Genomic DNA, 13,341 nt, shown 5'->3' on the forward strand with positions numbered 1-13,341 from the left:
ACGGCTAATAATTCGCAATTTGGATTTCCGAAAATGCCGCCATCGCTGCAATTACGACAGTATCAGCGACTGGCGGTTGCTAATTGGTTTGCGAATCAGGGACGCGGTACGCTGAAGATGGCGACGGGTAGCGGCAAGACGATTACTGCGCTGGCGATCGCCACTGAATTATACAATAAAATTAACCTGCAAGTCCTCCTCGTAATTTGCCCTTACTGCCACCTGGTGAATCAGTGGGCACGCGAATCGGAGAAATTTGGTTTAAAACCTATTTTGGCTTTTGATAGCGCCCGCAGTTGGCAGAATAAGCTGGCTGGGGGTTTGTATGAAGTGCGATCGGGTGATCAGCGATTTCTCACAATCATCACTACTAACGCTACCTTAATGGGAGATAGTTTGCGATCGCAACTGCGCTATTTCCCAGAAAAAACCCTGATTATTGGAGACGAAGTTCACAACTTAGGCGCGCCCCGTTTAGGAGAAAGTTTGCCGCGCAATATTGGACTGCGACTCGCCCTTTCCGCCACCCCAGAAAGGCATTTCGACGAACAAGGAACTGAAGCTATTTTAGATTATTTCGGCCCAGTTTTGCAGCCGGAACTCACTTTAGCCGACGCCATCCGCCAAAAAGCATTAGTACATTATTTATACTATCCAATTTTAGTAGAATTGACAGAAGCCGAAACCCGCAAGTATTCCCGCTTAACTCAAAAGATTGGCTGGGCGCTTTGGGGCGATGAAAAAGTAGAAGAAAACGATGCTTTAACAACTTTATTAATGCAGCGAGCCCGGTTGATTGGAGCGGCGGCTAATAAATTAGTAGCTTTGCGAGAATTAATGATTCACCGTCTCGACACAAGCCATACTTTATTTTACTGCGGCGACGGTGCGATCGAAGGAGGTGCGCGCCGAAATAACAACCGCCAACTAACAGAAACCGCGAAGTTATTGGGTTCAGAATTAGGCTACCGAGTTAACACTTATACTGCGGCAACTCCTTTAGGAGAAAGAGAACGATTGCGCCACCAATTTGAGAGTGGAGAATTGCAGGGTTTGGTAGCGATTCGCTGTTTGGATGAAGGCGTTGATATTCCCGCAATTCGCAATGCTGTAATTTTAGCAAGCAGCAGCAATCCGCGCCAGTTTATTCAGCGCCGAGGACGGATTTTGCGGCCACATCCGGGGAAGGAAAGGGCAACTTTATTTGACATGATAGTTTTGCCTCCAGATTTGGGCAGAGAAACCTTAGAAGTTGAGCGCAATTTGCTGCGAAAAGAGTTGAGGCGGTTCTTGGAATTTGCCGATTTAGCTGACAATGCTGGGGAAGCTAGAGTGAAATTGTTGCAACTTCAGAGACGGTACGGTCTATTAGACATTTGACATTTATTAAGCTTCGGTTTATGTTTGACAATAGAGAATTATTTGATCGCAGTTTGAGTTGCTAGTTTTAATAATTGAAAAAAAATGACTGAAAATCTGCATGAAAATCTGATTATGGCATTTAGATATGAAGATAGTGCGATCGCAGCCTTACCGACAAGCATTTTAGCAGAAAAGCGTTCTTCTTATCAAACTCATCAGGAATTCAGCGACGTACAGCAACCTATTACTAGCGCGCCGCCCGAAGTGCGACAAATTATCGAGCGGGTATTGGAACTTGAAAAAGATAAGTTGTACATGAGAGCTCCCCGCCACATTAACGATGACATTTTAAAAATCATTAAGGAAGCAATTGTATGAAGTTAATCTCAATTACTCTCTGCAATTTTCGTCAATTTTACGGCAAAAGTCCTGAAATTAAACTAGCTTGGGGTCGGCAAAATATTACAGTAATTCACGGTAATAACGGCGCTGGAAAAACGGCATTAATGAATGCTTTTACGTGGGTACTTTACGGACAATTTAGCGCGGCTTTTGCGGCGGAAGAACAATTAGTAAACAAGCGCGCTCTGGCTGAGGCGGAAATGGGAAAAGCCGTAGGTTGTTGGGCGGAAATTGTGTTTGAACACGACAGCACGCGCTACCAAGCAAGACGAATTCGTCGTGCTTATAAAAGTGAAAACAATGTAGAACATGGCAAGGATGAATTGTTTCTGACTGTAGCAAAAGATAACGGTCTGTGGCTGAAGCCGGAGCAGCATCCCGATGATATTATCGGGCGGATTTTGCCGGAAAGTTTACATAAATATTTCTTTTTTGATGGGGAGCGAATCGAGCAAATTGTCCGCTATGACAAGAAGGCCGAAATTGCGGAAGCTACTAAGGAGTTGCTGGGGGTGGAAGTGTTGAATCGATCGCTCCGGCATTTAGGAGAAGCCAAAAAATCTCTAGAGACAGATTTAAATATAATTGGGAATGCTGAAACGAAGAAACTTTTAAAAGACAAGCAAAAAATTGAGCAAGAAGCTGAGCAACTTTCGAGCAGACAAGTAGAAATTGAGCGGGAATTGGTGAACCAAGGGGAGTTAAAAAAAGCAGTTAATGGTAACTTGTTGGAACTTAGCGGTGCTGCGGATTTACAAAAGTTGCGAGATGAATTGGAAATCCAGAAAAGTTTATTTAAGCAACAAATTTTACAGGCTACAGATGCTTTAAAACGAGCAATCTCTGTGCGCGGTTACGCGGTATTTCTGTCGGATGCGGCGGCTGAATTTGAAGTGATTGTCGGGGGTTTGCGGGAAAAAGGCGAGTTGCTTTCGGGGATTCAGCGACCGTTTTTGGAAGAGTTATTAGCACAGCAGCGGTGTATCTGCGGTGCGGAATTAGTGGAGGGTTCTGAATCTCACCAACAGGTTAGCGGTTGGATGGATAAGGCGGGTGTTGGCGATGTGGAAGAAACAACTATTCGGATTAGCGATCGGGTAAATGAAATTGATAAACAAGTGGCTGATTTTTGGGAGGAAATTGACCGACAGCAAGGCAATATCAGCCGCGACAGAACCGAACTTTCTCGCGTGGAAACGCAGTTAGACGATATTCACAACAAGCTGCGAAATTTTCCTGACGGCGATGTCAGCCGCTTGCAAAAGCGCTTGGATGAAATTGAGGCCAAAATTGGCGATTTGCACCGGGAAACAGGCTCTAACCAGCAGCAGATTGAGAGTTTGAATGTGCAGGTGTCGGCTTTGGACAAGCAAATCGATAAGCAGCAACTGAATGAGCAAAGGCAAGTATTAGCCCAGCGCCGGATTGCTGCGACTCAGGATGCGATCGATCGCCTAACTGAAGTGCGAGCGCGCTTAGAAAAACAGTTTTGTTCTCAGCTAGAAAAGCGAGTGCAAGATATTTTCAGTCAAATTTCTTTTACTCCTTACATCCCAAAGCTGAGCGATAAATACGAACTGACGCTAGTAGAAAATACGTCTGGCAAAGAATCTTTAGTTGCCGCTTCTACAGGAGAAAATCAAATTCTCAGTTTATCGTTTATCGGCGGAATTATTGACGGTGTGCGGGAGTGGAGTCAAAAAAATACTTTGATGGGCCCGGATAGCAGTACGTTTCCAATTGTGATGGATTCTCCCTTTGGTAGTTTGGACGAGATTTATCGCAAGCAAATTGCAAATAAGCTGCCGAAGTTGGCGAATCAATTGGTAGTTTTAGTAACAAAAACTCAGTGGCGCGGAGAAGTTGCTCAAGAAATGGAAAGTTGCACCGGTAGGGAATACGTGCTGGTGTACAATTCTCCGAAAGCTGATTGTGAAGAAGATGCGATCGAACTCGGCGGGACGCGCTATCCTTTAGTTAGGCGCAGTCCGAATGAATTTGAATATACAGAAATTGTAGAGGTGGATTATGGCTTCTAATTCGGCAATTACGCAGGTTTTGGAAACGGATATTTGGGTGAAGGCGACGTGGGAAGAGTTTCTAAATTTTGCCGAGAATTCAGCATGGGAAAAGGGCAAGTTCTATTACTATCAAGAACACATGAGGATTGAAATGTCACCAGTAGGGCCATTGCACGCGCGTCATAATTCAATCATCCCGTATGTAGTTATTCTGTTTGCTACATTGAGAAATATCCGAGTAGTTCAATTTGCTAATGCCAGTTTTAGGAAAGCAGGTATTCGCGAGTTTCAACCTGATTTAGCTTACTACATCGGTTCAGATTTGAGAGTTCCTCCTAATGACAGCAATTCACCTGTTGATTTGGATGAATACGATCCGCCTAATTTGGTAATAGAAATTGGGGCATCTTCTTTTAACGATGATTTAGGCAGTAAGCGGTTGCTTTACGAAAATGCAGGAATCAGTGAATATTGGGTTGAACGTGCAAACACGCGGGAGGTTTTTGCGTTTGCGATTAATGGCGGAGGTAGCGGGAGAATTCAAGAGTCGCGGGTTTTACCTGGCTTAGAAATAGCGTTAGTTGAGGAAGCTTTGAACCGGAGTCAAACCCAAGATGATGGGGAAATTAATCGCTGGTTGATTCAAACTTTTAGTCAAGGTTGAAGGGAGTTTAACGTGGAAAAAGAGTATCATAAGTTGGTGCGCGATCGCATTCCTGAAATTATTCGCCAAAGCGGGAATGAATGCGAGGTTGTAATTTTGTCGGAGGCAGAATACCGTCAAGCTTTGCTGCAGAAATTGATTGAAGAAGCGGGGGAAGCGGCGGAGGCTGATGAGGAAGATTTGGTGGCGGAATTGGCGGATTTGTATGAGGTAATAGATGCGGTGATGGCGAGTTTTGGCATTTCGGGCGATCGGCTTTTGGCTGAACAAATGAAGCGGCGAGAAGCAAGAGGAGGTTTTGCACAAAAAATTATGTTGTTGCGGACATGGTGAAGTGCGCCTGTGCGGACTGTTGGAGATTTGCGAGATGTATTATAGTTAGAAACTAGATATTATGGCAATGGCTGCTAACAAAATTAGAATTGCTAAAGATAAAGCGGAGTTAGTTAAATCATTAACTTTATCGGATAACAACACGGGCCCTTTCCAAACTTACGCCGATGTCATCGCTTTCGCCGCATCCTTGGGAAAGCAGCGGAAAAAACGATCGCCTTTGGGGGAAATTTCTAAACGAGAACCGGGTGCGATCGATGTTGATATCTTTGTATCCAGGGGTTACGATATGGCGATTAAATTAATTGCGATCGCCGAAACCAAAAATCCTCAAATTCTCTCCCATTTCGACGAACAATTGGAAGCAGAACGCTTGCAAATTTTTGAAGAATATGCTAATGGCGGACTGGAAATTTTGCGCGAAGAGTTGCGGGGTGCGGCGGATTATACCGATCGCCTGTTGTTGGTTTTGATTTCTGAAAGAGACAACCAACATAGGTCAAATGAAGAATTCGATTTAAGCAAGTTCTTATTTTAATAGGTTCCCAATGAAGTATGTATTAGCAGAGATCATAAAGAAAGGACTCAAGGAATCTGCAAAAATTTTCGCTTACAGCTACTCAGGATTCATTATCTGCTATTTCATTCTCAAATTAATTTTTTGGGATCGACTGTGGATTATTGCCTTAATTAGCACTTTTAGCCCCTTAATTTTATTCCCAATTTTCTTGCTTCCGATCATCGGAGTGTCAATTATCAAAAAAAGATGGTTCACTATTATTTCTGCGATCGCCGGCCTTCTCCTAATAAGTTGGCTGCACGTCAAATACTTTTCTCCCGCACCCATCAACATCACAGATTCTCAGCCCAGCATCAAAGTTTTATCTCATAACCTCAGTTGGTATAAAACTCAGTCACCTACTTTACTAAAACTGATTAACCAGCAAAAACCAGATATTATATTTTTACAAGAAATCGTTCAGAAACATACCAAAAGAATTTTCACGTGGTTAAAAGCAGACTACCCCTATCAAATTGGTACTCCCCCTGTAGGAATTCTCAGTAAATACCCGATTGTATCGAGCGAAATATTGCACTTAGCAGACCATCCAGAAACGCAGCAGCGGGCAATTATTAAATTTAACGAAGAAGAAGTAGTGATTTATAATATGCAAGCTACCGGGCCGTGGTTGAGCAGAGCTAAAAAATTGCGTTTTCTCAAAATTCCAGTTTACAAATATGACAAACGAGCGCCTGAAATTCAAGACTTAGTGCAGCGAGTTGAGCGAGAAACTCTGCCAGTAATTGTCGCGGGGGATTTTAATATGACAGACGAAACTCAAGACTATGAGAGGGTGCAGAAAGTCATGCAAGATTCTTTCCGAAAATCTGGATTTGGGTTTGGTTTTACCTGGCCTCACGGTTGGGAACTTAAGTTCTTGGTAAAAAGCTCGAATTGGAGATTAAATTATCCGGTTTTCCGGATTGATTATATTTGGTATTCAAAGCATTGGGGTGCTAAATTGAGTTCGGTTTTGGAGGCAACCGAGTCTGATCATTTGCCGATAGCAGCAGAATTAATTTTGTTAAAATTAAGCGGTATAAGCAATAGCATCAATTAAACTTAAGATCGATCGCCCGCTCTCGGAAAACTTCACTAATTAGGGTACTTCCCACCGTACATAATGGTATAATTTAAATCTACCCGTGCAGAATTTGGTAACGAGTATTATAGACCCCTACTGGCAGAAGACCCCCTATGCAGTGAAACAAAGTGCGGGTATCCTGGGAGGTTTAGATGAAGAAGTTGAGTAGGTCGCGAGCGATGGCGGGTGGCGCCATCGCTCGTTTCCTACCGAAGTGTAGCTATTGATTGAAGTAAAATGTTGGCTCAAATCTATCTATGTTGAACAACTTTAAACTCAAAGGCAGAATGCTACTTGGCTACGAGCGGGCTATTCGCATTAATTGCAGGACTAGCGATCGGTGTCTATAGTACATCGCAAACAGTTAGTAAGGACTTGGAGGAAGCATTGCAAGCAGTAGAAGCTGCGAGTATGTCAGACTACATTGAATTGAGAGTGTCAGAAATAAGCCGACAGTCAAGGGGCTATGCTGTTACCCTTGACAAAGAATCGCTCGAACGCTACTGAGTGGGTGTCAAGAAGCTGAATGAAACTGAAAAACAAGCCTTAACTCTGACTCGCACAGACATCAGCAATAAACAAAAAGAACGGATGACTAATTATTTTATAGCAAGGTTACTATAAAGCTTCAACCTATCGTGCAAGATTGGGCGATCGCTTCTTTGGAGGACAAAACACGATCGCCAGACCCAAACAGGAGGCTCAATGACATTGAGCCGATCGACTTTGCCAGGAGGCGATCGCCCGCCAATGGGGACTGGATGACAAAGTAGTCTTCGTTGGAAAATACAGAAGTTTCACCGAGCAATAATATTCACCAATCTTGAGGTAATTCCTATGACATTTGCCGATCAGAATCTCACCAAGAAGCGCCCAGATAGTTTAAAAGATTTTTCTTTACCGCGACGTGAGAGTTACTTTCCATCCTCTGCAGATTGGAGAAATGAAGTCCTCTATTTTCTCTTACCCGATCGCTTTAGCGATGGTCAGGAAGACAAACGCCCTCTACTTAATCGGCAGCAACTCAATCAGGCCCGACCTAATCTGCCGAATGGACAGCCTTGGCAATTTGACAAGTGGGCAGAATCCGGAGGCGATCGGTGGCAGGGTGGGACGCTCAAAGGATTAGAGTCAAAGCTGGATTATCTCAACCAACTAGGCGTGACAACGATCTGGGTAGGGCCAATCTTTCAGCAGCGGGGTCACTTGGATAGCTATCACGGTTACGGCATTCAAGATTTTCTAGAGGTCGATCCTCGCTTTGGGACTCGCCAAGATTTGGTCAGTCTGGTCAATAAAGCGCACTCCAAGGGGCTACGCATTATCCTTGATATCATTTTTAACCATTCAGGATCTAACTGGTTTTATGCTCCTGGTACCCCTGGGGGAGAATGGGAACCACCCTATACAACTGGTTGGTATCAGTTTGGGTCGTGGGTAGGCGATCGCGGACAACCCATTGCGGGGCAACCTCAAACCGAGGCGGAAGGAGTCTGGCCGATCGAACTCCAGGAACCAGATTGCTATACTCGTGCCGGAAAGGGCGATTTAGGGCGGGGGGATCTCGACGATCCCAAGGCCGAATTCCGGCGTTCGGATTTCATTACGCTGCGCGATTTCCAGTTGGACTATCCCCATCTCTTAGATTACTTAGCCCGGTGTTATAAATACTGGATCGCCCTGACAGACTGCGATGGCTTTCGGATTGATACGCTCAAACACGTTACCTACGAGCAAGCCCGAAATTTCTGCGGGACGATTAAGGAGTTTGCGGCCAATCTGGGTAAGAGTGACTTCTTTTTGGTAGGAGAAATAGCAGGCGGAGACTTCAACGAAGACCGTTATCTGGATGTGGTGGGGCAGAATCTAAACGCGGCTCTCGATATCGGGGAGATGCGGGGAAATCTTAACCAGGTTGCTAAAGGGCTCATGGCTCCAACAGCCTACTTTAACGGGTTCGATCCAATGAACGCGGTGATGGGTTCACATCGGAATCTCGGGCGGCGTCATGTTTCAATTTTGGACGATCACGATCATGTATTTGGTGAAAAAATCCGCTTTTCCAGCGAAGCCGCATCGGACCATCAGGTGATTGCGGGAGTGGGATTGCAACTGTTCACGTTGGGGATTCCTTGCATTTACGCGGGAACCGAGCAGGCATTGGCGGGGCCAGAACCGTCTGAACGCCAGTGGTTGCCCGACTGGAAGCGATCCGATCGCTATTTGCGGGAAGCAATGTTTGGCCCCTCGCATCCCCGGCAATCGGGAGTAGCAGGACTACAAGCCATCGATGAAAACTTACCCGGCTTTGGGCCGTTTGGGACAGCGGGTGCTCACTGTTTCGATCCGAATCACCCTGTCTATGTTCGGATTGCGGCAATGGCGGCACTCCGCAAAAAGTTCCCTGTGCTGCGCTTGGGACGACAGTATTTGCGACCAACGGCGATTCCCTTCTTGAACTTGCCCTTTGGCGATCGCGGACTGAGTGGAGAAATTATTGGTTGGTCGCGGGTTTTAGACGATGAAGAAGCGGTTTGCGTGCTAAACAGTCACGGAACGGATAATCGAGGAGCGAGAGTGTTAGTGGATGCCAATCTCAACCCGATCGGGAGTTCAATGACGGTAATTCTGAATACGGCCCAAGCAGGGAATCCGGGTTACACGGGTCCTCATCAGGTGGGATCAACGGTGTCAGTGCAGCAACAAGATGGGACTGCCTATGTCGAGATCCAACAGATTCCAGCATCGGAATTTTTGATTTTGACGAATCATCCCTAAAGTCAAGCTGAGGCGCCGTGCGATCGCCGGCATCAACCAGTCGGTGACATCACCTTGAGCAAATCAACTTTGCAACCTAGAGTGCGATCGCACATCTTGAATGGGCGAAAGGAGCGATCGAGTCAGTGCAGTTTCAACTCCACTGACTCGATTAACTTTGTCACGCCGTGCGATCGCAAATCTAGAGTACGAGAAAAACAGTAAATTGCCGCAGCTATGTGCAGTCGATCGCCGATCGTGAAAAAACATCTGCCTGCATCGTGGCACGGGCGTCCCGCCTGTAGTTCGTGAACAAACATCTGCCTGCATCGTGGCACGGGCGTCCCGCCTGTAGTTCCGAAGCGGTGACAAAATCAACTCAGCACCGGCGGCAATCCTACCTCTTGCGGCTGCACAAACTTGCCGTTAAAACTAATAGCTTTATCCTCAAAAGTCCTCGCTTCCGCTACGGCTTGCCGCAAATGAGCTCGCTCCATATCGTCCTGAATTCCCCCCACCAAATATACAATTAACTTTGTCGCTAAATCCTTTCCAGAAACTAGCATTCGCTTTTTGTTCGGATCGTACAAAATCCCGTACCACGCAGACTCAGGATTGTCCATGTGGCTAAATCCTTCATCCACATCGAATCTGCGGAGTTTGTCGAAAATAGATTTCAGGGAAAGTTTCTTCCTAAATACTAGAATTCCCAAAGCATTAGCTAAAGCAACTTGACCGACTGGACGGAACAAAATATTTCCCTCGCCCCCTGGCTTTTCAAAACTAAATCGGCGCAATTCAGTCGTTTCTTCGCCGCTTTCTATTCTTTGATAACTGGGTAAAGTTGCTAAATGATCGAACAATTTTTTAAACTCTTCAATTCCCTCTTTTAGTTCTTCATCTTCGGGACGCATGGGAATTAAACCTTTTCGTTCCGGCTTCCAATGGGGGAATTTGTATTCTAAATATCGTTCGGACATATCTTGCAGCGCTTGCAATGTGGTTAAGACAGTTGATTTTGCTGCGACTGTGGCGCTGTCCCAATTGACGCGGGGATTTCTGTCTTCTTGTTCTTTTAATAAGGGATGGGTGACGGCAATTTTTCGGGCTGCGATCGCAAATCCGTTGTCCTCGTTCAATAATGCTAGCTGGCCCTGACTCAGCGTTACGGCCATTAGGTTAACGTGCACAAAGATCGATCGCACGCGCCGTTGTGCTTGCTGTCGCGTTTCCCCCGGTACCGCCGCCGGGATAAACTCAATTCCGATTTTTTCGTGAGCTAATTTATACACTGTTTCGGGGTCAATTTGATACTCTTCTGCTAAATCTTCCAGAGTAATTGCAGCGCCGACAGGTTTTTTATTTTTGTTATATCTTTGCAGGATTCCGGTTTTAATTAAACTCATTAAACCTTGCACTCCCATCAGTCGATGCTGGCCGTCTAAGGCAAAAATTGAGAGTTCTTTAGAAACATTCAAAAGCCCTAAGTTCTCGTTTTTATCAAAGGATGTAAATTCAGCAGCCGATTTAGTTGCTACGCCATTTTTATCCCATTCCTCGGCTAGAGGATTATCTACCCACGGGGGACTGACTACTACTAAAACTGCGGGGAATTTGTGCGATTTTCGGGCTGCTAAATATTGAGTTAGGGCGGCTTGGCGCGACCAATCTAAGGGACGCTGGATAATTTCGTCAATGGTTTCGTCGTCGCGGACGATGTTGTTGGTTTGGAGGTCAAATTTTTGGCGGAAAAGCGGCATCTGGGAGGCGAAACGGACGCGAGAGTCAAACCATTCTAGGGTGACTGAACCGATGTATGCTTCGCTGTTTCCCATCTGGGTTTTTTGTACGAAAATGCGATCGTCCTTTCCTAAATAATTATCTAATAAAAGTGCGATTTCCTGTCTGTCGCTATTTTCTTTTTCTAAAATTTTGCTAGCGAGGTCATCCGCTGGGTTGGTGTTCATCGGCGGTTTTTATATAATTAAGCTATTTTTTCAAAAAATATCATATATTAAAGTTTATGTCAACACTTGTTTTTAAAAAAACATTGTGAAATACTTAAGTTATGCCCTACTAGACCACCCTGATATCAGAAAACTTGCAAAAAGTCAATAGCTATTAATGCCTAATTTATATGCCCCATGCCCCATGCACCATGCCCCATGCACCATGCCCCATGCCCCATGCCCCATGCCCCATTCCCAATGCCCCATTCTAAAATATGTCTACTCCTTCTTTTGAATACATTTTGCCGGTAATTCGGGGCATTCAAGCGGGCCGCGAATATTACGTGTCGATGTGTCCGGTGCGTTTTTTGCCGAAATTGTTTCCCTTTGAATCTGAAGATTTGCCGCCGTCTATGCGGGCGAAACGCGCTCTTAACAAAGCTAGGATTCCCGAAATTGCTGAGTATTTTGTTAAGAATCCTACAAATTATACTTGTGGGGCAATTGCTGCTTCGATTGATGCGGATATTACTTTTGAAGCAGTGGGAAATGAGGCCGAAGAACGGAAAATCGGTCGCTTGCGAGTGCCGATGGATGCTAAGTTTACTATTAATGACGGACAGCATCGCCGGGCGGCTTTTGAGATGGCTTTGAGGGAAAATCCGCAGTTGGGATATGAGACGGTGGCGCTGATTTTGTTTCTTGATGTTGGGTTGGAAAAATCGCAGCAGATGTTTGCTGATTTAAACGGTTTTCAAGTTCCTTTGGAGGCGTCACTCAGTCTACTTTACAACCACCGGGACGATCGCGCTTTTGTGGTGAAGGCTGTTGTTAAGCAGGTTGAGGTTTTCCGGTGTTTGACGGAGATGGAGAAGGGGAGTTTGAACGGGCGATCGCACAAATTGTTTGCGCTGAGTGCGATCGATCGTGCTATCATGGCTTTGCTGTCTAATATTCACGGCAGCGAACAGGCAAAACCCTCTGGTTCTCGCACCAAAAAAGAACAGAAAGAGGAAGAAATTGCTCAAAAAATACAACTGGCGGTTAGTTATTGGAATGCGGTTTGCAGTTTTATTCCAGATTGGCAATTAGTTCTGCACAAGCAAGTGGCGGCGGGGGAAATGCGCCGGGATTGCGTACACTGTCACAGTGTTGTGCTTGAAAGTTTGGGGGAAGTTGGGGCGGCTTTGCTGTCGGTTTTTCCTGAGAGTTGGGAGCAACGTTTGAGCCTTTTGCAGCAGGTTGATTGGTCGATTTCTAATCCTGATTGGGAGAATGGGATTTTGTTGAAAGGGGGGATTTCGCGATCGAGGGCGAGTGTTAGTTGGATGACTGATTATTTGAAGGTGAGGTTGGGTTTTGAAACCGCAGATACAGCACAGGCGGGACGGCCGTGCCACCTGCGTTTGTAATTGCAGCGCCAAAATGCCGCCAAAAACTAGGCTAATTAAAATAGCGTCTGAATGGTTCTGCAAGAATGCCCAAGATTTGGTCTAGCTGAGTAATAAAATATTCAGTCAAATCAATTTTTAACAACTGATTTTCTAGAATTAGGAATTTCCAGTTTGTACCAGTTGAAACTGCTCCATAAATTGCGGATTGTTCTTGCCCTTTGCGGGCATTAAATATTTGAGCTGCTGCCATTTGAGCCGCACACTGTCCCAATCCTATTCTAATATCGTTGTCTTTTGCTTCCACCAATGTCAAGACTGGGGCTGTCACTAATGATTGATTGCTCGATGCGCTGAGGAGAAAGTCACAAGCCCCGGTTAATCCTTTGCTCTCTTCTACGTTAAATGTGTTGCCGGAAAAGTAGCCAATTTTGTTGTTAAAAGTGCGCCGTATTTCGAGTAAAATGGGAGTGAGTATTAATTCCGATCGAGCTTTTTCCGTGCTGATACTTGAGGCTAAGTCTAAAGCTTCGTCTAGAGTTTGTTTGAGGCGTTCTGAAGGTGCGAGGGGTGGAATTTGGCTGAATAAGTGGGGAATATCTTCAACGGTTAGATCCAGGGTTGAGACGGCTTGGTCGATGGTTTTGAAGTCGCTGTAGGACATATTTGGTTTGGGATGGGAGATATGATTTTTTGAACCGCAGATGCACGCGGACAGTGATATAATTATCACCAGTTTAGGCTAGAAAATTACTTTTTAGTCTGATGACACTGCTTAAATTGTCTAGTTTCTGCGTTAGGGTTGTGCCTTGGGGT

The 13,341-nt window shown here is 45.3% G+C and carries 14 protein-coding genes; 10 read left to right on the forward strand and 4 right to left on the reverse strand.

Going from position 1 to position 13,341, the window contains the following annotated elements:
• Positions 1-33: 33 nt before the first annotated feature.
• From QUA04_RS06980 to QUA04_RS07015, 8 genes are all read left to right on the forward strand, one after another.
• Positions 34-1,380: a DNA phosphorothioation system restriction enzyme gene (locus tag QUA04_RS06980; RefSeq protein WP_333255200.1), complete on the forward strand. Its 1,347-nt coding sequence runs from the start codon at positions 34-36 to the stop codon at positions 1,378-1,380.
• A gap of 84 nt (positions 1,381-1,464) precedes the next feature.
• A complete protein-coding gene (locus QUA04_RS06985; RefSeq protein WP_333045185.1) occupies positions 1,465-1,740 on the forward strand; it encodes a hypothetical protein in 276 nt (91 codons plus the stop codon).
• Entirely contained in the window at positions 1,737-3,803 is a 2,067-nt protein-coding gene (locus QUA04_RS06990; protein ID WP_333255127.1) for an AAA family ATPase, read from the forward strand. Before QUA04_RS06985 ends, QUA04_RS06990 begins: the two co-directional genes overlap by 4 nt.
• Complete coding sequence (locus tag QUA04_RS06995) at positions 3,793-4,449, forward strand: Uma2 family endonuclease (protein ID WP_333255129.1); 657 nt, start codon at positions 3,793-3,795, stop codon at positions 4,447-4,449. Before QUA04_RS06990 ends, QUA04_RS06995 begins: the two co-directional genes overlap by 11 nt.
• 12 nt (positions 4,450-4,461) lie before the next feature.
• Positions 4,462-4,782, forward strand: coding sequence for a nucleoside triphosphate pyrophosphohydrolase (locus QUA04_RS07000; RefSeq protein WP_333255131.1), 321 nt, complete (start codon positions 4,462-4,464; stop codon positions 4,780-4,782).
• Positions 4,783-4,849: 67 nt separating this feature from the next.
• A complete protein-coding gene (locus QUA04_RS07005) occupies positions 4,850-5,320 on the forward strand; it encodes a DNA phosphorothioation-associated protein 4 (protein ID WP_333255133.1) in 471 nt (156 codons plus the stop codon).
• Positions 5,321-5,528: 208 nt separating this feature from the next.
• Entirely contained in the window at positions 5,529-6,404 is an 876-nt protein-coding gene (locus tag QUA04_RS07010) for an endonuclease/exonuclease/phosphatase family protein (protein WP_333255134.1), read from the forward strand.
• A gap of 318 nt (positions 6,405-6,722) precedes the next feature.
• Positions 6,723-6,935, forward strand: coding sequence for a hypothetical protein (locus tag QUA04_RS07015; protein WP_333255136.1), 213 nt, complete (start codon positions 6,723-6,725; stop codon positions 6,933-6,935).
• 121 nt (positions 6,936-7,056) lie between these two features.
• Here QUA04_RS07015 and QUA04_RS07020 read toward each other — a convergent pair whose 3' ends face one another.
• A complete protein-coding gene (locus tag QUA04_RS07020; RefSeq protein WP_333255138.1) occupies positions 7,057-7,236 on the reverse strand; it encodes a hypothetical protein in 180 nt (59 codons plus the stop codon).
• A 29-nt stretch (positions 7,237-7,265) separates the two neighbouring features.
• Between QUA04_RS07020 and QUA04_RS07025 the strand changes: the two genes are divergently transcribed.
• Positions 7,266-9,206: an alpha-amylase family glycosyl hydrolase gene (locus QUA04_RS07025; RefSeq protein WP_333255140.1), complete on the forward strand. Its 1,941-nt coding sequence runs from the start codon at positions 7,266-7,268 to the stop codon at positions 9,204-9,206.
• A 122-nt stretch (positions 9,207-9,328) separates the two neighbouring features.
• On the opposite strand, the gene QUA04_RS07030 is transcribed toward QUA04_RS07025, so the two are convergent.
• Positions 9,329-9,505, reverse strand: coding sequence for a hypothetical protein (locus QUA04_RS07030; RefSeq protein ID WP_333255142.1), 177 nt, complete (start codon positions 9,503-9,505; stop codon positions 9,329-9,331).
• Between the two features lie 54 nt (positions 9,506-9,559).
• A complete protein-coding gene (locus QUA04_RS07035; RefSeq protein WP_333255144.1) occupies positions 9,560-11,152 on the reverse strand; it encodes a DGQHR domain-containing protein in 1,593 nt (530 codons plus the stop codon).
• Between the two features lie 257 nt (positions 11,153-11,409).
• Here QUA04_RS07035 and dndB point away from each other — a divergent pair, with 257 nt between their 5' ends.
• Entirely contained in the window at positions 11,410-12,546 is a 1,137-nt protein-coding gene (dndB, locus tag QUA04_RS07040) for a DNA sulfur modification protein DndB (RefSeq protein WP_333255146.1), read from the forward strand.
• Positions 12,547-12,577: 31 nt separating this feature from the next.
• Here the strand turns inward: dndB and QUA04_RS07045 are convergent, their stop codons facing one another.
• Entirely contained in the window at positions 12,578-13,189 is a 612-nt protein-coding gene (locus QUA04_RS07045) for a hypothetical protein (protein WP_333255148.1), read from the reverse strand.
• Positions 13,190-13,341: the final 152 nt, after the last annotated feature.

The organism is Microcoleus sp. S13_C5 (assembly GCF_036700845.1).
Classification (GTDB): domain Bacteria; phylum Cyanobacteriota; class Cyanobacteriia; order Cyanobacteriales; family Microcoleaceae; genus Microcoleus.